Raw genomic sequence first — 24,696 nt, 5'->3', positions numbered from 1 at the left:
CCTCGACGCTTGCGTCGGGGGCTGTTCTATTTGGGCGGGGTAACTTCGGTGAAGTTTGGTCACCCATCAAGCTCAACGGGCAAGCCGCTCAAAGCCTGCCTCGCATTTGTTTTCATGGCTGAGCAACGATTATTCACTGTCCAGATGCAGAGGTGAAATCACGCGACCATCGCTTTCTGCTTGACCGAGCGTAGCGTCCACAAAGTACACGCGCTCATCAGCCAGCTGGCCTTTGTCCACCAGGAAGTCCTTGATGCTGCTGGCGCGCTCCTGCCCCAGCTGACGTAACAGCACCTCACTTTTGCTCCAGAAGTCGATCAGCGCATCGCTCATTTTTTGCGCACGTTCATCACGGCTCAATTTCGCCCACTCGGCGGGAGGCTGCTGTTTGAGTCGGGTGCGATAAATACCTTCCAGTAACGGGCCTTTCTCGTCATCAGGGACGTTAAGCAGTGACGCTTGCGCAGGCACTTTGTCGCCCCGGCGTTGCAAGATTTTGTAGTAGTTGTATTGGAACTCACGCTCCAGCCGCTCTTTTGCAATGAAAGGTCCATCGCTGCTTTGCGCCGCCGTGCCTTCAATCTCCAGGCGCAGGGCAGGGCGCTCCTTGAGAGCCGCTGCGAGGGTTGTCAGAGCCTTCTGTGCATCAGCGTTCAGCTCGCTGGAGCCTGGCGCGAAGGACACCGTGCCGAGGTCTTCGGCACCACCGCCGCTGATCAGCCCGCCAATGAACTTGAAGGGCGCTTGTGCGGCGCGTAACACAAGATTGCGCAAGGTTTGCCACACAATCGGCATCACGCTGAACTGCGGGTTGTTCAGGTCACCTGTTACCGGAAGCTCGATGGAGATCTTGCCGTCGGTGTCTTTAAGCAACGCGATGGCCAGTTTAATGGGCAGATCCACGGCATCAGGGCTGTCGACTTTCTCGCCAAGCTGCAACTGCTCAACCACCAGTTTGTTTTCGGCCTTGAGTTGGCCTTTGGTGATCAAGTAATGCAAATCCAGATTCAAACGTCCTTTGCGAATGCGATAGCCCGCGAACTTGCCCGAGTAGGGCGTTAACGTGGTCAGCTCTACGCGTTTGAAGCTGGTTGCGATGTCCAGACTCGCCATCGGGTCGAAAGGGTTGACGCTGCCCTTAATGGTGACGGGCGCATAGCGGTCCACCTTACCGGCCACGTTGACGCTCGCGGGTTTGGCCTGTCGGCTATCGATGGTGCCAATCTGACCATTTAGCTGCTGAATCGCTGTGGCAAAGTTAGGGGTCAGGCTGAAGTCGGCAAAGTTAGCCGAGCCGTCATTGATTGCGATGCCGCCCACGTGAATGCCCAAGGGCTTCTCTTTGCCAGCAGCGGGCTTGGCGTTGCTTTTACTGGCGCTGCCAGCGGGTTGCGGAATCAGCAGGTCGTCAATGTTGGTGGTGCGATCATCGTTGATCATGAAGCGCACATACGGCTGCGCAAAGTTGACCTTGGCAATCGACAGGCTGTCGCCGTGTTGATAGTTCAGCTTCTCCAGTTCCAGACGCTGCCACTTCAGGAAATCGCGGCTTTTCATGGTATCGAGGGTATGTAACTGAGCTATCTGCACGTTGCCCTGCACAGTGAAGGTCAGCGGGTCGATGCGTTTAAGGTCGACAGCAAGGTCGCTGTCCAGCATGCCGCTGCGCAGCTCCAGGCGGATAAACGGGTCGATGTAAGCCTGTGCCACACGCAGGTCTATGTCTTTGGTGGTGACCTTCAATTTGGCGCTGACCGGGTTCAGGTTCACGTCACCGCTGGCGGTGAGCTTGCCTTGTTTGCCGATGCCGGTATCGAGCTTCAGGTTGAAGGGCGACTGGTTCAGGCTGTCGAAATTCTTCAGGTTCAGATTCAGCGGGCCGACTTCAAGTGCGACAGGTGTTTTGGGCTCTTTGTCGGCCAGGTGTAAGCGATAATCGCGCAGCTCAACGTCCTTAAGCAGCACTTGCCAGGGTTTGCTCGGCGCGACCGGGCCGGGCTTAGGGGCTTCAACCGTCACCGGGTCGTTGGCTTTTGGCTTGGCCCGCGAAGCGGGCTGGCTGGCGAACAGTTTTTGCCAGTCCAATTGGCCGTCTGCTTCGCGGGTAGCCCAGGTTTCAAGGTTCTTACTGTTGATCTTGCCTACCACGACTTGCTGTTTGGCGAGATCGACCGTGGTGTTACTGACATCCAGGCGTTCAAGGCGCGCCAATGGGCGGCCGTCGGGCGCGTTGAGCTTGAACGGCGCAATACTGGCCGAGGCATTGCTCAGCACCATCTCGGTTTCTTTAGCCAGGTTCAATTTATAGTCGGTACTGAAATTGAGTACGCCGTCTTCCAGCACCAGCGGCAAAGCATCACGGACGTAAGGCCACCAGACTTTCATTTTGCCATCGGTGACTTTGAGAGTGCCTTCGGACGCAATCGGCACGATGCTCAAGGTCCCGGTCCAGTCGATCCGGCCGCCTTCGGGTCCTGCTGCGACCAAGGTCATGTCAGCATTGTCGTCGGGGAGTGTGCTGAGGTTCTTCAATTCCAGATTCATCGAGTCATACAAAAACTCGATCGGCTCGCTAGGCCGCACGTCAGCAAAATGCAGATAGCCGTCCGCCAGCTTGATGCGATCTATGCGCAGCGGGAAAGGCTTGCTGTCAGGGGCGGGAGGCGTCGGTTCGCTGGCGGGGAGTTTGAACAGCTGCGTCAGATTGAGCGCTCCCTCCTTGCTGAACACCAGTTCTGTCTTGGGCTTGTCCAGTTGCACGTCGGCAAGGTGCAAGGCTTTGGTCCACAGGCTGTCCGCCTGCAAATTGGTGTACAAACGTTCAAACCCAACCTGTTCCTTGCCCGGCTCGCCGATCTTGAGTCCCCACAGCGTCAACTCAAGGCTGAAGGGGTTGAACTCAAGGCGATCAAGGCGGGCGGGGACAGTGGCATAGTTGGCCAACTGCTGGTTGATGATGCGCAAGCCGATGCCGGGTACGATCAAAAAGCCGAGCAAGCTATAAAGTGCGAGGGCAGTCAGCACGGCGCCAATGGCGCGAATCAATCCTTTGGGCATGTGAGGCGTCGTCTATTACAGTCGGAGGTGCCTTGGAGTATGGCACGCGATTCTGGTTCCGAGACGATCGCCTTATATTTGATCAGGGTTTTACCGAGCAGGATGAGGGACTTAGAACTGCAAAACCAACGTCTTGAGCGGTGGTTGGCGGTCCATTGACGGGAAATCGCTGGCCGGAGCCAGCACCTGCCAGTCACGTACCGGGCGTCCCGCTTTTTCGGCACAACGCAACACGCTTTCACGCCAGTCGTCCATGTTGACTTTCGCCAGGTTGTTGCAGCAAATCAGCACGCCGTCCGGCGCGGTGGTTAACACGGCGGGTTTTAGCAGGCTTTGATAGTCACGCAGCAGGTCCACCGTGCCAAAAGCACTTTTGGCCCACGCGGGCGGGTCCAGCAAGACCAGATCGTATTCGCGTTGCTCCATGCGCGGGTAAGCCGGCAGCTTGTGGCGGCGCTGAATAATCGGCAAACCGGCCAACTGGCGAATCGCTGCGAAATAGTCCGACTGCACGAAGGTCATGGTGGGCAATTCGGGGTTCAACAGTCCGTTTTCACGACCTACTGCCAGATTGCCTTCTGCGAAATCCAGGTTGCAAACCTCACTCGCTCCGCCTGCCGCAGCGCTCAGGCCAACCCCGCAGGTGTAGGCGAACAGGTTGAGCACGCGCTTGCCGGCACTGTGCTGTTTGACCCAGCCGCGCGCGTTGCGCAGGTCGAGAAACAACAGCGGGTCTTGACCCGCATGGCGCCCGCGCACCCTGTAGTTAAGGCCCCATTCGTGGCCAATCATGTCCTGAAGAGCAGCCTCGTCAGCGCGGTAGACCGTGTCTTCTCGATCAATACGGGAATTGCCCTGGGAACGGTCGTTGTAGACCAGCAGCAGTTCCAGCCCCAAATGACGATTGATGGCGTCATGCAGTTGCAGCAAATCATTGCGTTCAAGCCGCTGGTGGAAGCTTTGCACCAGTAACTGCGGGCCGTAACGGTCGATGGTCAGCCCGCCGGCGCCTTCCTGGCTGCCATGGAACAGGCGATAGCAATCCGTGCCCTGAGCGTGCAGCTCGGCCAGCAGGTCGTGACGGTTATCGAGGGCGGCGCGCAGCGCCTGATTCAAGGAAGACATGCGTTGCGCCTTAGGGGACAGAGAAGGCGCGGGAGTTTAACAGAACAACGCAGGTGATTTTGTGCAGGAGCGAGTCGGATCGCTCCTGCGATGCGACGTTTCTTACGCGCGCTCAATCGCCAACGCTACGCCCTGACCGCCACCGATACACAGGGTCGCGAGGCCTTTTTTGACATCGCGCTTGAGCATTTCGTGGAGCAGGGTGACGAGTATCCGGCAGCCTGACGCGCCAATCGGGTGACCAATGGCAATGGCGCCGCCATTTACGTTGACCTTGCTCGCATCCCAGCCCAGTTCTTTACCGACCGACAAGGCTTGCGCGGCGAAGGCTTCGTTGGCTTCGATCAAGTCCAGTTGTGCCAGCGTCCAGCCAGCTTTGGCCAGGCAGCGTTGGGTCGCACTCACCGGGCCGATGCCCATGATGGCCGGGTCCACCCCTGCGTTAGCGTAAGCGGCAATTTTTGCCAGCACAGGCAAACCCAAGGTTTTAGCTTTTTCGGCACTCATCAACATCACGGCTGCTGCGCCGTCGTTGAGTGAGGATGCATTACCTGCTGTGACAGAACCGTCTTTTTTGAATGCAGGGCGCAGTTTTGCCAGCGATTCTTCCGTGGTCCCCGCGCGGGGTTGCTCGTCAGTGGCAAAGGCAATCGGATCACCTTTGCGCTGCGGGATCAAAATTGGCGTGATCTCATCGACAAAGCGGCCGGTTTCGATGGCTTCGATGGCCTTTAGTTGAGAGGCGGCGGCAAACGCGTCTTGAGCTTCGCGGCTGATGCCGTACTTATCGACCAGGTTTTCGGCCGTAATACCCATGTGGTAATCGTTGAAGGCATCCCACAAGCCGTCGCTGATCATGGTGTCGACGATTTGACTGTGGCCCATGCGCAGTCCGGTACGGGCGCCCGGCACGATGTAGTTGGACAGGCTCATGTTCTCCTGACCACCGGCAATGATGACATCAGCATCCCCGCAACGAATGGCCTGCGCAGCAAGGTGCAGCGCCTTGAGACCAGAGCCGCAGACCTTGTTCAGGGTCATCGCAGGCACTGCAAATGGCAGGCCGGCCTTGATCGCGGCCTGACGGGCCGGATTCTGACCGGCGCCTGCGGTCAGCACCTGACCCATGATGACTTCATCGACCTGAGCCCCGTCCAGGCCGGTCTGCTCAAGCAGTTGACGAATCACCGCCGCCCCCAGATCAACTGCGGGGACGTGGGCCAGTGAACCTTGGAAGCTGCCGACGGCAGTGCGAGTGGCAGCAACGATGACGACGTCTTGCATGGCGCGAATCCTCTTTATTATTGGCGTTTGTCGCTCGGAATCAGGCGCGCATGGTGTCACAAATATCCTTCCCTCGTGTAGTCGCTGCCGAGGGCAGCAAAGGGTCAAGTTATACTGCAACCCTTAGCGCTCGCCCGCGGGAACGGTGTTAATTCATTAATCCCATTCGCCGCCGCGCCCTTTGTACTGAGCCATTGCGCACAGCCCAGCGCAAAAGGGGGGCCGTGCGATTGACGCTGGCGCGAATCAACGTACGGGTCAGAGGACGTTGATACAGCCCTAGATGATCGCTGGCCCAATCGGGTAGCAAATCGATTCCGGCCTGCATCATCAGGGCGCCAAACGGTTTGGCCAGCACGCTGGGGGAGGGCGCATTGAGCAGCAGGCGAATGACTTCATGGCTGCGCTCGTCACATAACAACTGGGGACGAACCTGTTGCAGGTAATCAGCGATTTGCTGGCGCGAGCGCGGCACATCAGTCGCGCCCAGTCGCTCAGCGACAACAGCAATTTCGTCGTAGTACCGGTCTTGATCTGCGGCTGATAAATCGGGGTTTCGATAGCGTAAGTGTGCGGCCAGAAAATTGCTGACCTCAGCGACATGCACCCAAGTCAGCAACTCGGGGTCGCTGGCAACATAAGGGCGGCCATCGAGGCCGGTGCCGGTGACCTGCAGGTGAATGGTGCGCACCTTGTCGATCAGCCAGTTGGCGTCTGCGGTCGAGCCAAACGTGGTGCCGGAAATGAACTGCCCGGTGCGACGCAGCCGCCCGAGCATGTCTTGTCTGAAATTGGAATGATCCCACACCCCGGCCAGTGCCAGCGGGTGTAAAGCTTGCAGCATCAACGCGCTGATACCGCCAATCAGCATGCTGGTGAAATCACCGTGCACTTGCCAACTGATGGAGTCGGGACCGAACAGGCCGGGATCGCCTTTTGGGTTTTCGAGGTCGAGCTGGCCGAGTGAAAGCCCGGTCAGGCTCATGATTTGGCGTTCGATGGGGCGACGAATGATTTCCATGCTGTCTCGGTTGTGCCAGCCAGTCGGGGAGACTGGCTGGCGCTCAATCAACCGCGATGGCGACCGCGGAAGTAGTTGATCAGGCCTTGGGTCGAAGCATCATCGGCCGGCTCTTCCAAGCTGCCGGTGAGGCGATAGTAGACGCCCTTGCCCAGCTCTTTGCCTAACTCTACGCCCCATTGATCGAAGGCGTTGATGCCCCAGATCACGCTTTGCACGAACACTTTGTGCTCGTACAGCGCCACCAGCGCGCCGAGACGGCGAGGGCTGATGCGTTCGACCACCAAGGTGTTGCTCGGACGGTTGCCCGGGATCACCTTGTGCGGTGCGAGCTTTTGCACCTCGTCTTCGGGCATGCCTTTTTCGCGCAGTTCGGCCTCGGCCTCTTCACGGGTTTTACCCAGCATCAGAGCCTGGCTTTGGGACAGGCAGTTGGCATATAGCCACTGATGGTGGTCGGCTACTGGGTTGAAGCTGACAATCGGCACGATAAAGTCGGCCGGAATCAGTTGTGTGCCCTGATGCAATAACTGGTGATACGCGTGCTGACCATTGCAGCCCACGCCGCCCCAGATCACGGGGCCGGTGTCCGTGGACACGGGGGTGCCGTCCTGGCGCACGCTCTTGCCATTGGATTCCATGTCCAATTGTTGCAAATGCTTGGTGATGTTACGCAGGTAGTGGTCGTACGGCAGGATTGCATGGCTCTGCGCACCCCAGAAATTGCCGTACCAGACGCCCAGCGCGGCCATCAGCACAGGCATGTTTTGCTCGAACGGGGCGGTCTGGAAGTGCTGGTCCATGCTGTAGGCGCCGGACAGCAATTCTTTGAAGTTGGACATACCGATGGCCAGCGCGATAGGCAAGCCGATAGCCGACCACAGCGAATAACGACCGCCGACCCAGTCCCACATCGGGAAAATATTTTCTTCGCGAATCCCGAACGCGACTGCCGCCTCGTTGTTGCTCGACACGGCGATGAAGTGGCGATGCAGTTCGGCCTCAGAGCCGCCTTGTGCCAGATACCAGGCGCGGGAGGCTTGGGCGTTCTTCAGGGTTTCGAGGGTGTTGAAAGATTTGGACGAAACAATGAACAGGGTGGTTTCAGCGCGGATCTTGTGCGAAAGCTCGTGGAATTCACTGCCGTCGATATTCGCCAGGTAATGGCAGCGAACACCTTTTTGTGCGTAGGACAACAGCGCTTCAGACACCAGTTCGGGGCCCAGGAAGGAGCCGCCGATACCGATATTCACGATGTCGGTGATGGGCTTTTCGGTATAACCACGCCACAGGCCTTCATGTATGCGCCCGACCAGTTCGGTCATCTTGTTCAGGACTTTATGCACCTCGGGCATGATGTCCGCACCATTCACCATCAGCTTGTCGGCCACTGGGCGGCGCAGCGCCGTGTGTAAAGCCGGCCGGCCTTCAGAGGCGTTGACAATCTCGCCAGAGAACAACGATTTGATTGCGCCCTTGAGGTCGACTTCGTTGGCCAGATCGACCAGTAGCGAGCGGGTTTCGTTGGTGATCAAGTTTTTCGAGTAGTCCAGGAACAGCCCGCAGCTGCTCAGGGTGAAATCTTCAAAACGTTTGGGGTTGCTGTTAAACGCGTCGCGCATGCTGAAATTTTGCATGCCTGCGCGGTGTTGCTTCAACGCTTGCCAAGCGGGCAGAGCGGTAACGTCATGAGGAGTGCGGTAGTACGCCATCGCTGCGGATATCCTTTTTTGCTTGAACTGCCTGTTGGACACTGAATACACCGAAACCTCCACATTAATGACGGGAGGAACTCGGTTCGCCTGCTTAAACGCATCAGACACAAGCAGGGCGATCACATTAACCCTAGTGCCTGCATCTGTCTCGGCTTTGTCTGACACGTAACGGTAACTTTTGTCACCGCTACGTGACGCCAGGTGAAACGTTTCAGTGTTTTGTAGCGCTTGCAACGCAGGGAGCGCCTGCGGCTTACAGTGCGGTATTAAGGTTCAAATGCACGTTGTCGATCAGGCGGGTGGTGCCCAGGAAGGCAGCGACCAGAATCACCAGGTCACGATCACTGGCGTGCGCTGGCAGCAACGTCAGGGCGTGACGCACCTCAAGGTAGTCCACGCGCAACCCGAGTGCTTCCAGCTGAGCCGCATGCAGGCTCGACAAGGCTGGATAGTTGCGTTCGCCGTTCTGAATGGTATTGGCCATTTCGCACAGATGGCGATACAGGGCCGGGGCCAGAGCGCGTTGTTCCTCACTCAGGTAGCCATTGCGCGACGACAGCGCCAGGCCGTCTTCGGCGCGCACCGTGGGCTCACCGATGATTTGAATGGGCATGTTCAGGTCATGAACCATCGCCCGGATGACCGCCAGCTGTTGATAGTCCTTCTGGCCAAAGATCGCCAGGTCGGGCTGAACCATGTTGAACAGCTTGCTGACCACAGTGGTCACGCCGTCGAAGTGCCCCGGACGACGGCTGCCGCACAGTTCGTTGCTCAGGGCGGCAGCGGTTACGCGGGTCAGGCCCGTCATGCCGTTGGGGTACATTTCTTCAACAGTCGGTGCAAATAGCAGGTTGCAACCCGCTTGCAGGAGTTTTTCCTGATCGGCAGCGAGCGTGCGCGGGTAGGTGTCCAGGTCTTCGTTGGCACCGAATTGCAACGGGTTGACGAAGATACTCGCGACCACGAAATCGACTTGTTGCGCTGCCTTGGTCACCAGTGCCGCGTGGCCGCTGTGCAGGTTGCCCATGGTCGGTACCAGGCCGACTTGCTTGCCTTCGCTGCGTGCGCGGGCGACGGCTGCACGCAGCTCGCGGACGGTTTTAACAGTGTTCATGCGGAGAATCCGTGTTCAGGGCCAGGAAAGCTGACGGCTTTGACTTCAGTGACGTAAGTGCTGAGTGCCGATTGGATGTCCGGTTGCCCTGTCATGAAGTTCTTCACGAATTTGGGCACGCGTCCGGTGAGGGACAGGCCGAGCATGTCATGCAGTACCAGCACTTGACCGTCTGTGTCGCTGCCAGCGCCAATCCCGATAACCGGGATCTTCACGGCGTGGGTGATTTCTTTCGCCAGTTCACTTGGCACGCACTCAAGCAGCAGCATGGCGGCGCCCGCTTGCTCAAGGGCGATCGCATCAGCGCGCATCTGGCGCGCCTGGTTTTCATTGCGGCCCTGAACCTTGTAACCGCCCAATACGTTGACTGTTTGCGGCGTCAGGCCCATGTGCGCGCACACCGGAATACCGCGCTCGGTCATCAGGCGAATGGATTCGGCCAACCAGACAGCGCCTTCGACCTTAACCATGTGCGCACCCGCTTTCATCAGTTGGGCGCTGTTGTTCAAGCTTTGTTCAAGGGTCGCGTTCGCCATGAACGGCATGTCAGCGAGAATCAGGGCGTCCTGGTTGCCACGTTTGACACAGGCCACGTGGTACGCCATCTCATCATTGGTAACTGGCAGTGTGCTGTCATGCCCTTGCAAGACCATGCCCAGGGAGTCGCCCACCAGTAACACCTCAACGCCAGCCTGATTACAGGCGTGCGCGAAGGTGGCGTCATAGCACGTCAGCATGGTGATTTTTTCACCTTTTTGCTTAAGGCTTTGCAGGGTGGTCAGGGTGATAGCTGGCATGAAAAGGATCCTCGTCAGGCAGTGCGATAACCACTGCGAGCAACGCGCGTGATTCATCGTTATAAGCAGGCGCACCTTTATAGCGGTGCTTTGAATGCCGGCTTTTCACAGGGCGCCGCCGGGTAGGCGGCAGCGGGATGCCTATAGTCGTGACGAGGACACGGGAAGTCAATTAGAGGTGTTACCGCGGGTGTGTTACCGCAGTTATTGATTCGATTCAGCAGGGGGCACCAGGCGCTCAAGACCGACATACGGGCAGTCGTTCAAGAGCTGCTTCAGGCTGCGGCCATCGGCAAGCACCAACGATGCGGGGGCCAGCTCGGCGAGCGGATACAGTACGAAAGGGCGGGCCTGCATGTGGTAATGCGGGACCTTGAGGCGGGGCTCGTCGATCAGACGCTCGCCAAACAACAGGATGTCGAGGTCGAGCGTACGCGGGCCCCAACGTTCAAGGCGCTCGCGGCCCTGATCGTTTTCGATGGCTTGCAGCGTATCGAGCAGCTCAAGCGGCGCCAGCGCAGTCTCAATGGCGGCTACAGCGTTTGTGTAGCGCGGTTGGCCCGGCAGTAACGAATCGCTTTGGTAGAAGGCTGACACCCCGACCCAGCGGGAGTCGGGCAGGTGCGCGAGCGCTTCGACAGCGCTGCGCAGTTGTTCAGCCGGGTCAGCCAGATTGCTGCCCATTCCAATGTAGACGCGGTCCATCACTTACTCGTCAGCAGCTGCGCTGCGTTTACGTTTGTTGGCGCCTGTACGACGGCGTTTGCGGGGCGCGGGGCCAGCGCCGTCCTCCTTGGCGTTGCTCAAGTCGCGGATCATGTCGCGGCGGCCACTGTCGTTGGCGTCTTGATATTCCGTCCACCACTCGCCCAGGCCGTTCGTCTGTTCGCCTGCGCTTTCACGCAACAGCAAAAAGTCGTAACCGGCACGGAAGCGCGGGTTGTCGAGCAGCATGTCGGCGCGTTTACCGCTACGACGCGGCAAGCGCTCCTGCATGTCCCAAATCTCGCGAATGGGCAGGGTGAAGCGTTTCGGAATGGCAATGCGTTGGCACTGTTCGCTGATCAGTTCGTGCGCGGCTTCCTGCATGGCAGGGATAGGCGGCATACCTTGGTCTTGCAGGCGCAGAATCCGCGCGGGCAGTGCCGGCCACAGCAGTGCAGCAAACAGGAACGCCGGGGTCACCGGTTTCCCCTGTTTGATCCGCAGGTCTGTGTTGCGCAAGGCTTCGCTGATCAGGGTATGGGTGTACGTTGGGTTGTGTTCCAGTGCTTCGGCGCTGGCCGGGAACAGCGGATCGAACAACTCAAGGTCAACCAGCATTTCGAATGTGTCAGAAGCATTCCCCGAGAGGAACAGCTTGAGCACTTCTTCGAACAGCCGCGCAGACGGGATTTCACGCAGCATTGGCGCCAGTTCGCGGATCGGCGCCGCTGTGTGCTTCTCGATGCCGAAGTCGAGCTTGGCGGCAAAACGCACGGCCCGCAGCATGCGGACGGGGTCTTCCTGATAGCGCTGTTGCGGATCGCCGATCAGGCGCAGCAAGCGATTGCGGATGTCGTGTACACCATTGGCGTAGTCGAGAATGCGCTCGCTGACCGGATCGTAATACAGGGCATTGATCGTGAAGTCGCGACGCTGGGCGTCTTCTTCCAGCGTGCCATAGACGTTGTCGCGCAAAATGCGCCCGCTTTCGTTACGCGAGGACTGGTTGCTGTCTTCCTCTTCGTCATTTTGCGGGTGATTAGCGCGGAAAGTGGCGACCTCAATGATCTCGCGACCAAAGTGGATGTGTACCAACTTGAAGCGTCGGCCGATGATGCGCGCATTACGGAATTCCGCACGCACTTGTTCAGGCGTGGCGCTGGTGGCGACGTCAAAGTCTTTTGGGGTGATGTTGAGCAACATGTCACGAACGCAACCGCCAACCAGATAAGCCTGGTAACCGGCGTTTTGCAGACGCTCGACAATGTTGACCGCGTAACGGCTGAACTGGGCACGTTGCAGCGAATGTTGGCTGCTGTTGAGCACTTCAGGGGTGCTGCGCAGTTGTTGCGTACGACGCTTGGGAGAACGGAATGACTGGAACAGCTTCTTCAGCATGGGATGCACTGTTTGAAGGAATGTTCGGCCAAAACGAAGAATGACCGCATGATGGGCGGGGATTCTAGCATTTAGTCAGGGGATGGTGTAGGACGCTTGACCTGTCGATTGCCCATGGCGCTCTGAACCTGCGCAAGAATACCGGGCTAGAGAGGTTAAAGGATTTTATTGAATCGCAGGAACCACAAGGGGAGCCGAAGCTCCCCCAGAATTAGTTGCGTGCTCTATTTTTATTATTGGTTGCGGGCTTCTTGTTTTTGTTAATCGCCCTGGTTACCCGGTTTTGCCGGTGTAACCCTCCCAATCGGGAGATAAGAGCAAACGGATTGCTTTGGTCGCTGTGTTGATGTGATCAGTGATCCAACTAGTTCAGGCTCTGCTTTAAGTGCAGTTTTTGTTGTTCTCTGCCTAGTCGTGGGGCAAGCCCCAATGACAACACCTCTCCAAAAGAATCAGTTAGCTGCGCCTCCGCCGTGTTGTTTTTGTTATGCGTGAGCCGATACGTCTTATTTTTATTGTGTGTTGCTGTGATTCTTATTGTTCTTGTACGAATACATATAGCAGGTGTCGTGCCAACTTTTGTCAGGCCCAATAAAAACGGGCTATTTCACAGGTTTGACGAGTTTAAGGCCAAAAAAAAGCCGGGCCTTCGTTACCGTAAGACCCGGCTTTTGTTACGTGTTTAGCGAGAGGTAACAGTTTTTTCACAAGCTTCAGTGTTACCTGAAGCGTTACCCCTCACTCGCAACCCCTGTTTTTCTGCGAGGGATACCCAGGCGCTGGCGGCGTTCCCATAGGCACTTGCGGCTGACACCCAGTTTGCGAGCCAGCTCGGTTTCAGTCATGTGGTCCTGGTGCTCAAGCACGAAGTGCTGGAAATAGTCTTCCAGCGACAAATCTTCTGTCGGATCCAGGCTGGTGTTACCGCTGCTGATGCCCTGTTGTGGGGCAAGCCCCATAAAATCGTCGTCTTGTAGATCACCCAGTTCGATATCGATGCCCAGCAAGTCGGCGGAAATCTCCGGGCTCTCACACAGAATCACCGCACGCTCTACGGCGTTTTCCAGTTCACGCACGTTACCTGGCCAGGAATAATGTCGAATGGCTTGTTCAGCATCCGGCCCAAATCTCAGGTCTGTGCGGCCCGCGCGAGCGCTTTGGCGGGCCAGGAACGCGTGGGCAATTTCGTTGACGTCTGCGCCGCGCTCTCGCAGCGCGGGCAACTTAAGTGCAATCACGTGCAGGCGGTAGTACAAGTCTTCGCGGAACTGGCCGATCTTGGCGAGGCTTTTAAGGTCGCGGTGAGTCGCGGCAATCAGGCGCACATCGACCTTTTGCGATTGCACTGAGCCAACGCGGCGGATTTCGCCTTCCTGAAGCACGCGCAGCAAACGCGCCTGAGCTTCGAGGGGGAGCTCACCGATTTCGTCGAGGAACAGGGTGCCGCCATCCGCGGCCTCGACCAAACCGGCCCGGCCCGCGCTGGCGCCAGTGAAGGCACCTTTTTCGTGGCCGAACAGTTCCGACTCGATGAGAGATTCAGGAATCGCCGCACAGTTAACCGAGATCATCGGTGCCTTGGCGCGTTTGGACAAATTATGCAGGGCACGGGCGACCAGTTCTTTACCCGTACCCGATTCACCTTGAATCAGTACGTTGGAGTCCGTGGGCGCCACTTTGCGGATCTTGCTGTACAGATCTTGCATGGGCGGGCAGGAGCCAATGATGCCGATTTCGCCGTTGCTGTTATCCACAGCATTTTTGTCGGCAGCGGCAGCTTTGGCCGGGCGTTCGGCAGATTGGCTTTCGGCGTTCTGACGATCACGCAAAATGCGCGCGACGGCTTGCAGCATTTCGTCGTGATCGAAGGGTTTGGCGATGTAATCGACCGCGCCCATTTTCATCGAGTCGACGGCCGAGCGCAGGCTGGCGTAACTGGTCATGATCAGCACCGGTTTGCCTTCTCCGAGCTTGATCAGCTCGGTGCCCGGAGCACCTGGCAGGCGCAGGTCGCTGACAATCAGGTCGAACGAGGGAATGCTGAAACGCTCTTGCGCTTCCTGCACCGAGCCCGCTTCGCTGACCTGGTACTGATTACGCTCCAGCAAGCGGCGCAACGCGGAGCGGATGATGGTTTCGTCTTCGACGATCAAAATATGCGGCATTGATTCGGTTCTCTCGACGGTCTCAGTTCACAGCGGACGTCGCTTCGACATGGCGTGGTAGTGTCACCCGGATACGGGTTCCGCGCTGGCTTTGAATGTCAGCCGGGCTGTCGATGGTGATTTGTCCATAATGCTCTTCAACGATGGAATAGACCAGTGCAAGGCCCAGACCGGTGCCTTCGCCGGGGTCCTTGGTGGTGAAGAAAGGTTCGAACAGGCGGTCCATGATGTTCTTCGGAATACCTGAGCCTTCGTCCTCGACGATCAAGTCGACGGTGTGCTCGCTGGCTTCCGTCTTGACCCGTACTGCACTCCCGGCCGGGCAGGCGTCACGGGCGTTGGACAGCAAATTGATCAGTACTTGCGCCAGCCGCTGCGGATCACCGTCGACCCAATGATCGGGGTCGCACAGGTTATAAAACTGCACTTCAAAGTTGCGACGGTTGAGGGCCAACAGACCGATGGCATCCTGTGCGACTTCGGCCAGACAGACAGGTTCGTCATTGTGTTGATGGCTGCCCGCGTGGGCAAAACTCATCAAGGACTGCACGATGCGCGAGATGCGTTTGGTCTGTTCGAGAATTTGGCTGCTGATTTCCGTCAGCTCGCTGTCGTCTTCGCGTTCTTCGCGCAGGTTTTGCGCCAGACACGCAATGCCGGTCACCGGGTTGCCGATCTCATGAGCCACGCCAGCGGCAAGACGACCGATGCTGGCCAGTCGCTCGGAGTGGACCAGTTTGTCTTCGAGCATCTGGGTTTCGGTCAGGTCTTCCACCAGCAGCACGAGGCCACTGTTGCCGGGCGCCAAGGGCTCATCAATGGCGGCCTTGTGCAGGTTCAACCAGCGCGTCTGACCGTCCAGGGCCAGATGCTGTTTGTGCAAATGTTCATCCGGCAGCTCGATAAACCCTTGCAACAGCTGGCGCCACGGATCACCCAGGGTGTTGAGGCGTGAGCCCACGACCCGTTGCGCCGGGATGCCTGTCAATTCTTCCATGGCTTTGTTCCACATCAGGATCTCTTGATCCTTGGCCAGTGAGCACACGCCCATGGGAAGTTCCTGCAGGGTCTGGCGGTGGTAGCGTCGCAGGGCATCAAGTTCGGCTGCCAGCCCCGTCAGGCGGGAGTGGTAGTCCTCAAGCCGGCTTTCGATGAAGTGGATGTCTTCGGTGACGTAGTTTTCGCCACCAGACTTGTAGGGCAAAAAGGTTTCAACCATGTCTTGGGCGACACTGGGGCCCATCAGGCCCGAGAGGTTGGCTTCGATGCGATCGCGCAGGCGGCGCAGGGCGTATGGTCGGCGTTCATCGAAGGGCAGGTAGAGGTCGCGCAAGGCTTGCTCGACTTCCTTTTGCGCGGCCTTGGCCCCCAAGGGTTTGGCCAGTTGCGTGGCGAACTCTTGCGGTGAGGCGGCGTGCAGTTCACGTCGTTGCGGGCGACGCACATTGTCCACCGCGCAGGCTTCCGCAGCGCTGGCTTCTTCAGTGCTGGCATTGGTGAACAGGGAAATCAGGGTGAACATCAGGACGTTGGCCGCCAGCGACGCGATGGCTGCCATGTGCCAACTGGTGTCATCCAGCACGTAAATCATGTCCAGCCACGGGATGTAGAAACCCTGGAAGTTGCCGATCAGTGGAAACAGCATGCTGATCATCCACACCACGATCCCGGCCAGCAAACCGGCAATGAAGCCTCGGCGATTGGCGGTAGGCCAGTACAGCACGGAGAGCACGCCCGGCAGAAATTGCAGCGTGGCCACGAACGCCACGATGCCCAGGTTAGCCAGATCCTGCTCGGCGCCCAGCAGCAGGTAAAAGCCATAGCCGGCCATGATGATGGCAACGATCAGTGCGCGGCGGGTCCACTTCAGCCAGCGGTAAATATTGCCTTCGGCCGGTGGCTGATAAAGCGGCAATACCAGATGGTTCAAGGCCATGCCTGACAGTGCCAGCGTGGTCACGATGATGAGCCCGCTAGACGCCGACAGCCCACCGATATACGCCAGCAAGGCCAGGGACTTACTGTTGGCCGCGATCCCGATTCCGAGCGTGAAGTATTCCGGGTTGGTGGTGGCGCCAAGTTTAAGCCCGGCCCACAGAATCAGCGGCACAGCGAGGCTCATCAGCAGCAAGAACAGCGGCAGGCCCCAACTGGCGCTGACCAGAGCCCGCGGGTTGAGGTTTTCAGTGAAGGTCATGTGATACATGTGCGGCATCACGATGGCTGAGGCAAAAAACACCAGTAATAATGTGCGCCACGGCCCTTCTTGAAGCGGTGTGTGCAACGAGGCAAGCGCCGTCTGATTTTGTTGCAACCACACTTCGAGCTGTTGCGGCCCGTCGAAGACGCCGTACAGCGCGTAAAGGCCCACGCCACCAATAGCGGCCAGCTTGATCACGGATTCGAAGGCAATGGCGAACACCAGTCCTTCATGTTTCTCGCGGGTCGCAATATGCCGTGAGCCAAAGAAAATGGTGAACAGCGTGATCATGGCGCAGAAGCTGAGGGCCACACGGTGTTGCACGGGCTCGCGGGTGAGAATGCTGATGGAGTCCGCCACGGCCTGGATCTGCAAGGCCAGCAGCGGTAACACGCCGATCAGCATGAAGATCGTGGTCAAGGCGCCCGCCCACGTGCTGCGGAAGCGAAACGCAAACAAGTCGGCAAGGGAAGAAAGCTGGTAGGTGCGAGTGATCTTCAGGATCGGGTAAAGCAGCACCGGGGCCAGTAGAAAGGCTCCCGAAACCCCGAGGTAACTGGAGAGAAAACCGTAGCCGTATTCGTAGGCCAGGCCAACGGTGCCGTAAAAGGCCCATGCGCTGGCGTAAACGCCCAGTGACAGGGTGTAGGTCAGCGGGTGACGGATGATCGCACGCGGGATCATGCCCCGTTCGCTGATCCACGCCACACCAAACAGCACCAACAGGTAAGCGGCGCTGACGAGCACCATCTGGGTCAGGCTAAAGCTCATCGGCATCTTTTTGGCTCTGAAGAATAAAGGTCACCACGATCAGAATCAGCCAGAGCAGATAAGGCCGGTACCAGGCGCCCGTCGCGTTGATCCACCAATCCATGATGGCGGGGGAAAACAGGTAGATCCCGACAACCAGCAACAGGACCAATCGATAGATGTACATCCCGCCCTCACTTTATGGGCCGCATGCCCCAAAAAACGTGCGGCGATGGTAACGGATGGCTGGCAACCTGCAAGGGCTGTCAGCGTAAATGCGCTTCTTGCAGCGTGTGCACGCGCGGTATCAGCCCGGCGTCCCAGTGCGCTATTCCCCAGTCTAGAACCTCGCGCGGACTCGCGTGTTCAAGGCTGTCGTCAGTCGGTTGGCCCAGCGTGCGCAGGGCGCGTAGTAGCAAAGGCGTGGCTTGTTCGGGCGTCAGCGGTGGCGAACGATAGGATTTGCCGAGTTTATGGCCATCGGGCTGCACGATCAGAGGCACATGTAAGTAGCGCAGTTGCGACAGGCCCAGTAACTCTTGCAAGTAAAGCTGGCGCGGCGTGGAGTCCAGCAAATCGGCGCCGCGCACGATATCAGTTACACCCTGGGCGGCATCATCGAGAACCACAGCCAACTGATAGGCGTAGAGCCCGTCCCGGCGCCGGATGATGAAATCCCCTACGTCGCGGCCCAGGTGCTGCCGGTACTCGCCCTGAACACGGTCAGTGAAGGTGTATTCCAGCTCGGGCACCCGCACGCGTATGGCGGCGTTTTCCATGGCGTGACCGGCGTTGCGGCAAAACCCGGGATAGACCCCGTTATAGCCTTCAAGCTGTTTGCGCGAGCAGGTACAGGCATAGGCCAGGCCTTGACTGAACAAACGATCCACAACCTGCGCGTAGGCGTCATGTCGATCACTCTGGCGGATCCACTCCCCGTCCCACTCAAAGCCATAGCGCTCCAGCGCATCCACAATCGCGGCCTGCGCGCCGGGCATCTCGCGCGGGGGATCAAGATCTTCCATGCGCAACAGCCAGCGGCCACCGACCGAGCGGGCGTCCAGATAAGAAGCAAGGGCCGCCACCAGAGAGCCGAAGTGCAAATGGCCGCTGGGAGTAGGGGCGAAGCGTCCGATGTACGAGGGGGTTGAAACAGCCGTCATGGCATGGATCCTGTGACCGCGGGCGCAAGCTGCGTGGGTGAGCAGCCATGCTCGTGTTGTCAGGCCGTCCGGACCTTGTCGCAGCTTGAGTGGCGACAGGCCGCGTGACCTGATTTCAGAAACGAAAATGGGGCGTTAGCACGCCCCATCTGGTCAAGCCGGTGATTACTTGCCGACTTGTTTTTCCTTGATTTCAGCCAAGGTTTTGCAGTCTACGCACATGTCGGCGGTTGGGCGGGCCTCAAGACGGCGAATACCGATCTCGACACCGCAGGACTCGCACCAGCCGTATTCTTCGTCTTCGATCAATTGCAGCGTCTTGTCGATTTTCTTGATCAGCTTGCGCTCGCGGTCGCGGGCACGCAGTTCCAGGCTGAATTCTTCTTCCTGGCTAGCGCGGTCGGCCGGGTCAGGAAAGTTTGCCGCTTCGTCTTTCATGTGATCAACGGTGCGGTCAACTTCCTGCATCAAGTCCTGTTTCCACTTTTGCAGAATCTTGGTGAAGTGTTTGCGCATGGGCTCGCCCATGTACTCTTCACCCTTCTTTTCAACGTAGGGCTCGAAGCCGCTAAGCGTTTGAGTATTCTGTTGCTTTGCTTCTGTGGGCATGAAATGGACCGCCTCTCATTCTTCTAATCCATTGCGCAGGATTGCAACATCACCGACACCTGCCGGCCCTGCGGCTGCAAGCGGCCGAACTTACCAGATCAAATCGGGCCGCGCTACTCCCTGTTGTCTGGCCTGTGGCCGGTGGTTGTGTACAAAGCCTGTAGTGCTTGAGATTAATGGCTGAATATTAATTTTAGTCGAGCTATGACCGGGGCTTGCGCCGTTTGGTTCTACCGGCATGAGTGCTCAGACCTTAATTAACTCTCTCTCCTGCATGGGCTTCGGTAGAATCGGCCTTTTGCTCACCCAGGAAGGCAGGCTCATGGCTCAGTCTTACAGTGCGCGCAGTCGCGCAATCGAACCGTTCCACGTCATGGCGTTGTTGGCGCGTGCCAACGAATTGCAAGCTGCGGGCCACGATGTGATTCATCTGGAGATCGGTGAGCCTGACTTCACCACTGCCGAGCCTATTATCGCGGCCGGGCAGGCGGCGCTGGCCGCCGGCAAAACCCGCTATACCGCTGCCCGCGGGCTGCCCGAGCTGCGAGAAGCCATTTCAGGCTTTTATCGACAACGCTACGGGCTGAGCATTGATCCTTCTCGCATTCTGATTACTCCCGGCGGTTCCGGTGCACTGCTTTTAGCCACAAGCCTACTGGTCGATCCGGGGAAACACTGGCTACTTGCCGATCCGGGCTACCCCTGTAACAGACACTTCCTGCGACTGGTGGAAGGCGCTGCACAGTTGGTTCCGGTGGGGCCAGATGTGCGCTACCAACTGACCGCTGACCTGGTGGATCGCTATTGGGATCAGGACAGTGTCGGTGCACTGGTGGCTTCGCCTGCCAACCCGACAGGCACCCTGTTGAGCCGTGACGAACTGGCCTCACTGTCGGCCGCCATCAAGGCACGTAACGGGCATCTGGTGGTGGATGAGATTTATCACGGCCTGACGTATGGCTGCGATGCGCCAAGCGTGCTGGAAGTGGATGACAGCGCGTTTGTACTCAACAGTTTTTCCAAATACTTCGGCATGACCGGCTGGCGTCTGGGTTGGCTGGTGGCGCCGCAGGAAGCTGTCGCGGATCTCGAAAAGCTGGCGCAAAACCTCTACATCAGCGCCCCGAGCATGGCGCAATATGCCGCGCTGGCGTGCTTCGAGCCCGAAACACTGACCATTCTCGAAACGCGCCGCGCCGAGTTCGGCCGCCGTCGCGACTTCTTGCTGCCTGCTTTACGCGAGCTGGGATTCGGGATCGCGGTCGAGCCAGAAGGGGCGTTTTATCTGTATGCCGACATCAGCGCGTTTGGCGGCGATGCCTTCGCCTTTTGCCAGCACTTCCTTGAAACCGAGCATGTTGCCTTCACGCCGGGTCTTGATTTCGGCCGCTTTCAAGCCGGGCATCACGTGCGCTTTGCCTACACGCAAAACCTGCCGCGTTTGCAGGAAGCGGTAGGACGCATTGCCCGTGGTCTGCAGAGCTGGAATCGCTGATGCAGTTTTCACCCGCACTGGAAGAAGGGCGTTTGATCAAACGCTATAAACGGTTTTTGGCCGACATCGAAACAGTCAGTGGCGAGCTGATGACCATTCACTGCCCGAACACCGGGTCCATGCTCAATTGCATGGTCGAAGGCGGACAGGTTTGGTTCAGTCGTTCCAATGACCCCAAGCGCAAGTTGCCGGGGACGTGGGAGATCAGTGAAACCCCGCAAGGTCGGCTGGCTTGCGTCAACACTGGCCGCGCCAATCGTCTGATCGAAGAAGCCTTGCTGGCAGGGGTTATCACTGAGCTCAATGGCTTCACGGCGCTCAAACGTGAGGTGGCTTATGGTCAGGAAAACAGCCGGATTGATTTTCGACTGGAGTACCCCGACGGGTTTGCCTTTATTGAAGTCAAAAGTGTGACGCTGGGGTTTGACGACTCGCCCATTGCTGCCTTTCCCGATGCGGTGACGCAACGCGGCGCCAAACACTTACGAGAACTTGCGAGTTTGGCCCGCGACGGCGTACGTGCGGTGCAGCTGTATTGCGTCAATCTCACCGGTATTGATGCCGTAAGGCCGGCCGCGGAGATTGATCCCGGCTATGCCGCAGCTTTAAAAGAAGCGGTCGCTGCGGGCGTACAGGTGTTGGCGTATGGCGTACACCTGGCATCGACTGCTGTGGTAGTGGACCGCCGTTTAGAGGTCATCCTCTGACGTTCCAATGCGTAGCCAGATGCCTTGGCTGTCTTCATGGCAGTCAAGGCGAGTCAGGAATTGCCCGGCGCAAGGCCCGGCAACGCACTCGCCGGACTCGATCAAAAATAGGGCCGCGTGGGTGGCGCATTTAATCAGGCTGGCGCTGTCGTCGAGAAACCGGTCGGGCTGCCATTCCAGCCGGACACCCCGGTGCGGGCAGCGGTTCTTGTAGGCATAGACCCGGCCCTCACGTCGCACGACAAGCAGGTCTGATTCGTCTATTTGAAAGCCGCGACTGTTGCCTTCCTTCAGGTCCTCAGATGGGCATAACCACTTCATGGCATTCCTTAATGGCTGCTGATACTCGCGTTGATGACGCAGGTGGCAGGGTGTTAATAGGTTGACGTGCAAATGCAAACAATTATCAAATAGCTGGCTGCTCCGCGATGCGCTGTGTACACGGTGCTGGATGTTACGGTTCCCGCCGACCCACTTACTAAGGAACGCCTCTGTATGCGCTTGAGACTCCGCCTGATTACGCTCTTTGCGGGCCTTTTGGTCAGTCACGTCAGCTCGGCTGCCGAATTGCCACAACGTTGGGTCAGTGCCGGAGGGGCGCTCTCTGAATGGGTCAGTGCGCTGGGGGCGGAGTCTAAATTGGTTGGGGTCGATACCACTAGCCAACATCCTGAATCACTTAAATCCCTGCCCAGTATCGGCTATCAGCGTCAACTCTCGGCCGAGGGCATCTTGAGCCTCAAGCCTGATGTGTTGATTGGTACGCAAGAGATGGGGCCAGCGGAGGTCTTAAAGCAGATTCAGGGGGCTGGAGTGCCGGTTGAACTGTTCTCGGCACAGGCTGATCTGGCGACGCTGCAGGCGACGCTTTTGCATTTAGGGCAGTTACTTGGGGATGACGTGAACGCCAAGGGCGTTTTTGACCGTTTTAAGCAGCAAATGGATCGCCAGCGTGTTCAGGTCAAGCAAATACAAGCAACGCACAAGGTGCCGGGCGTTCTTTTGTTACTGGGGCATGCGGGTGGCAAGCCGATGATTGCGGGTAAAGAAACGGCTGCGGACTGGCTGATCCAGCAGGCCGGCGGACGAAATCTTGCCACACATTCGGGCTACAAACCGTTTTCGGTTGAGGCATTGGCGGGCTTGAACCCGCAGGTTCTGGTATTTGCTGATCGCAGCCTGAGCGGTGAGGCCGCCCGCGCCGCACTGTTGAAAGAAAACCCGGTGCTGGCATCGATTCGTGCAGTCAAAGCAGGTCAGGTCTATGAAGTGGACCCGACCCTGCTGGTTGGCGGGCTGGGACCACGGTTGCCGGAGCGTCTCAAGCAGCTCACGGCTGAGTTCTACCCCGAGGCTGCGGGCACTCAATGAAAACGCTGGTAAAACCCCGTGCTTTGTTTATGAGCCTGGGCCTCTTGTGCCTGCTGGCAACATGGTTGTCGCTGGCGCTTGGGCCGGTGAGTTTGCCTCTGTTCGATACATTGCGCGCTGCCTTGCGGTTGATGGGGCTGCCTGTGCAGGGCGAAGGACTGGAACAGGCGGAATTGATTCTGGGGCAGATCCGTTTGCCGCGGACCTTGCTGGGGTTGGCAGTGGGTGGTGTGCTGGCGCTGTCGGGTGTTGCAATGCAGGGCTTGTTCCGCAACCCGTTGGCCGATCCCGGGCTGGTCGGTGTCTCCAGCGGTGCAGCCTTGGGCGCGGCAATTGCCATCGTGGGCGGCGCTGCGTTGGGTGGTTTGCCGGACTTTATCGGGCCGTACTTGTTGTCGCTCTGTGCGTTTTTGGGGGGCTTGGGAGTGACTGCGCTGGTTTACCGGCTAGGACGGAAAAATGGCCAAACCCAAGTGGCCGTGATGTTGCTGGCGGGGATCGCACTGACGGCGTTATCGGGTTCCGCAGTAGGGCTTTTTACTTATCTGGCGGATGACGCGACGCTTCGTACGCTGACGTTCTGGAATCTGGGCAGTTTAAATGGCGCCAGCTATGCACGGTTGTGGCCACTGCTGCTGGTCACTGTCGGTGTTGCGCTGTGGCTGCCACGCCGTGCAACGGCGTTGAATGCGTTGTTGCTGGGCGAATCGGAAGCCAATCACTTGGGAGTTAATGTTGAGGGTCTGAAGCGTGAACTGGTGTTTTGTACTGCTTTGGGCGTCGGTGCGGCTGTAGCGGCGGCGGGGATGATTGGCTTTATAGGGTTGGTGGTGCCGCATCTGGTACGGCTGTTGGCGGGGCCAGATCATCGCGTTTTACTGCCCGCGTCAGTCTTGGCAGGGGCAAGTTTACTGCTGTTTGCTGATCTGATTGCGCGTTTGGCACTTGCCCCCGCTGAGCTGCCCATCGGTATTGTGACGGCCTTTCTGGGGGCTCCGTTCTTCCTGTATTTACTGCTGCGAGGCCGCCACTGATGTTGCGAGCGGAAAATCTGCAGATCCGTCGTGGGCAAAAAGTCGTGTTGTCGGGTATTACGCTTGAGGTCCGCCCTGGCGAGGTTCTCGGTGTGCTGGGGCCTAATGGTGCAGGTAAGAGCACCTTATTGGCGGGTTTGTGTGCAGAGTTGGCGCCTACCGAAGGCGACGTCTGGCTCGATCAGCGCCCGCTGAGTCAATGGAAGGGCGTGGAGCGCGCTCAACGGCTGGCCGTATTGCCACAAACGTCAACGCTTGATTTTGCGTTCCGCGTCGAGGACGTCGTCGGCATGGGGCGCTTGCCTCATCAGACAGGCCGAACCCGCGATGCCGAAATTGTTCAGGAGGCATTGCACGCAGCGGATGTTGAACACCTGGCAGGTCGCAGTTACCTCGCGTTATCGGGCGGTGAGCGTCAGCGTGTCCACCTTGCCCGCGTGCTGGCGCAATTATGGCCGGGGCAGGGTGGGCAAACACTGTTGCTGGATGAGCCGACCTCCATGCTGGACCCGTTGCATCAGCACACCACGTTAAAGGCTATCCGGGCGTTCGCAGACAGGGGCGCCGCGGTCTTGATCATTCTGCATGACCTTAATCTGGCCGCGCGCTATTGCGACCGATTGTTACTGCTGGAAAACGGTCGGCCGCGTGCGCTGGATTGTCCGCAGGCAGTGTTGCAGCCTGCGTTGCTCCAGGCGGTATTCGGGCTTGAGGTATTGGTACACCAGCACCCTGAGCTGGGGCATCCGCTGATCATTGCGCGTTGAATTCCTGACTTTTGAAAGGCCCGACGCTTTTGTGCAGGCAAAAAAAAGACCCGGCAAAAGCCGGGTCAAATAACCGTGATTAGCCTGATGAGGAGATTTTCTGAGAGTCCGAACCAAGGGCCTTTCAGAAGATCGTCTGGCCTCGCGACCAGATGGTGTAATAATAACAATTCTCATTATCGAGTCAACAGCAGTTTGTCGCTTTTTTAAGAGCAGGGC

Annotated in this window: 20 protein-coding genes; 5 read left to right on the top strand and 15 right to left on the bottom strand. The window is 58.2% G+C overall.

The window, feature by feature from the left end; all coding sequences use genetic code 11:
* Window positions 1–129: 129 nt before the first annotated feature.
* The 14 genes from CJF39_RS09230 to dksA all read right to left on the bottom strand — a co-directional run bounded on the left by CJF39_RS09230 (window position 130) and on the right by dksA (window position 19,103).
* Window positions 130–3,057: a DUF748 domain-containing protein gene (locus CJF39_RS09230; RefSeq protein WP_094993139.1), complete on the bottom strand. Its 2,928-nt coding sequence runs from the start codon at window positions 3,055–3,057 to the stop codon at window positions 130–132.
* A 111-nt stretch (window positions 3,058–3,168) separates the two neighbouring features.
* Window positions 3,169–4,182: a class I SAM-dependent rRNA methyltransferase gene (locus tag CJF39_RS09225; RefSeq protein WP_094993138.1), complete on the bottom strand. Its 1,014-nt coding sequence runs from the start codon at window positions 4,180–4,182 to the stop codon at window positions 3,169–3,171.
* Between the two features lie 102 nt (window positions 4,183–4,284).
* Window positions 4,285–5,466: an acetyl-CoA C-acetyltransferase gene (locus CJF39_RS09220; protein ID WP_094993137.1), complete on the bottom strand. Its 1,182-nt coding sequence runs from the start codon at window positions 5,464–5,466 to the stop codon at window positions 4,285–4,287.
* A 148-nt stretch (window positions 5,467–5,614) separates the two neighbouring features.
* A complete protein-coding gene (locus tag CJF39_RS09215) occupies window positions 5,615–6,487 on the bottom strand; it encodes an oxygenase MpaB family protein (RefSeq protein ID WP_094993136.1) in 873 nt (290 codons plus the stop codon).
* Between the two features lie 47 nt (window positions 6,488–6,534).
* Window positions 6,535–8,199: a glucose-6-phosphate isomerase gene (pgi, locus tag CJF39_RS09210; RefSeq protein WP_094993135.1), complete on the bottom strand. Its 1,665-nt coding sequence runs from the start codon at window positions 8,197–8,199 to the stop codon at window positions 6,535–6,537.
* A gap of 256 nt (window positions 8,200–8,455) precedes the next feature.
* The gene (gene panC / locus CJF39_RS09205; protein ID WP_094993134.1) at window positions 8,456–9,316 is read right to left on the bottom strand and encodes a pantoate--beta-alanine ligase; all 861 of its coding nucleotides are present in this window, start codon (window positions 9,314–9,316) and stop codon (window positions 8,456–8,458) included.
* Entirely contained in the window at window positions 9,313–10,113 is an 801-nt protein-coding gene (panB, locus tag CJF39_RS09200; protein ID WP_094993133.1) for a 3-methyl-2-oxobutanoate hydroxymethyltransferase, read from the bottom strand. The genes panC and panB overlap by 4 nt, the downstream gene beginning before the upstream one ends.
* Window positions 10,114–10,317: 204 nt before the next feature.
* Window positions 10,318–10,818 (bottom strand): 2-amino-4-hydroxy-6-hydroxymethyldihydropteridine diphosphokinase, encoded by a 501-nt coding sequence (folK, locus tag CJF39_RS09195; protein WP_094993132.1) that lies wholly within the window; start codon window positions 10,816–10,818, stop codon window positions 10,318–10,320.
* A 3-nt stretch (window positions 10,819–10,821) separates the two neighbouring features.
* Window positions 10,822–12,216: a polynucleotide adenylyltransferase PcnB gene (locus tag CJF39_RS09190; protein WP_094993131.1), complete on the bottom strand. Its 1,395-nt coding sequence runs from the start codon at window positions 12,214–12,216 to the stop codon at window positions 10,822–10,824.
* 731 nt (window positions 12,217–12,947) lie between these two features.
* Entirely contained in the window at window positions 12,948–14,381 is a 1,434-nt protein-coding gene (locus CJF39_RS09185) for a sigma-54-dependent transcriptional regulator (RefSeq protein ID WP_094993130.1), read from the bottom strand.
* 22 nt (window positions 14,382–14,403) lie between these two features.
* Entirely contained in the window at window positions 14,404–17,358 is a 2,955-nt protein-coding gene (locus tag CJF39_RS09180; RefSeq protein ID WP_169965388.1) for a sensor histidine kinase, read from the bottom strand.
* Window positions 17,342–17,518, bottom strand: coding sequence for a hypothetical protein (locus tag CJF39_RS09175; RefSeq protein WP_047277492.1), 177 nt, complete (start codon window positions 17,516–17,518; stop codon window positions 17,342–17,344). Before CJF39_RS09175 ends, CJF39_RS09180 begins: the two co-directional genes overlap by 17 nt.
* Before the next feature lie 79 nt (window positions 17,519–17,597).
* Window positions 17,598–18,494, bottom strand: a complete 897-nt coding sequence (gene gluQRS / locus CJF39_RS09170; protein WP_094993128.1) for a tRNA glutamyl-Q(34) synthetase GluQRS — start codon at window positions 18,492–18,494, stop codon at window positions 17,598–17,600.
* A gap of 165 nt (window positions 18,495–18,659) precedes the next feature.
* Complete coding sequence (dksA, locus tag CJF39_RS09165; RefSeq protein ID WP_047278406.1) at window positions 18,660–19,103, bottom strand: RNA polymerase-binding protein DksA; 444 nt, start codon at window positions 19,101–19,103, stop codon at window positions 18,660–18,662.
* A 322-nt stretch (window positions 19,104–19,425) separates the two neighbouring features.
* Here dksA and CJF39_RS09160 point away from each other — a divergent pair, with 322 nt between their 5' ends.
* A complete protein-coding gene (locus CJF39_RS09160; protein ID WP_094993127.1) occupies window positions 19,426–20,598 on the top strand; it encodes a pyridoxal phosphate-dependent aminotransferase in 1,173 nt (390 codons plus the stop codon).
* Window positions 20,598–21,305: a DNA/RNA nuclease SfsA gene (gene sfsA / locus CJF39_RS09155; RefSeq protein WP_094993126.1), complete on the top strand. Its 708-nt coding sequence runs from the start codon at window positions 20,598–20,600 to the stop codon at window positions 21,303–21,305. The genes CJF39_RS09160 and sfsA overlap by 1 nt, the downstream gene beginning before the upstream one ends.
* Here sfsA and CJF39_RS09150 read toward each other — a convergent pair.
* Window positions 21,288–21,626, bottom strand: a complete 339-nt coding sequence (locus CJF39_RS09150) for a Rieske (2Fe-2S) protein (protein WP_094993125.1) — start codon at window positions 21,624–21,626, stop codon at window positions 21,288–21,290. The genes sfsA and CJF39_RS09150 overlap by 18 nt on opposite strands.
* Before the next feature lie 174 nt (window positions 21,627–21,800).
* Between CJF39_RS09150 and CJF39_RS09145 the strand changes: the two genes are divergently transcribed.
* From CJF39_RS09145 to CJF39_RS09135, 3 genes are read left to right on the top strand one after another with little or no spacing between them, the layout of a single operon-like run.
* Window positions 21,801–22,676: a heme/hemin ABC transporter substrate-binding protein gene (locus tag CJF39_RS09145; RefSeq protein ID WP_094993124.1), complete on the top strand. Its 876-nt coding sequence runs from the start codon at window positions 21,801–21,803 to the stop codon at window positions 22,674–22,676.
* Between the two features lie 50 nt (window positions 22,677–22,726).
* A complete protein-coding gene (locus tag CJF39_RS09140) occupies window positions 22,727–23,710 on the top strand; it encodes a FecCD family ABC transporter permease (protein WP_170942664.1) in 984 nt (327 codons plus the stop codon).
* A complete protein-coding gene (locus CJF39_RS09135; protein ID WP_094993122.1) occupies window positions 23,710–24,477 on the top strand; it encodes a heme ABC transporter ATP-binding protein in 768 nt (255 codons plus the stop codon). Before CJF39_RS09140 ends, CJF39_RS09135 begins: the two co-directional genes overlap by 1 nt.
* The last annotated feature ends 219 nt before the right edge of the window (window positions 24,478–24,696 follow it).

Source organism: Pseudomonas lundensis (assembly GCF_002269125.1).
GTDB lineage: Bacteria > Pseudomonadota > Gammaproteobacteria > Pseudomonadales > Pseudomonadaceae > Aquipseudomonas > Aquipseudomonas lundensis_A.
The sequence above is the reverse complement of the archived record's forward strand: the minus strand, read 5'-3'. Positions and strand labels throughout refer to the sequence as shown.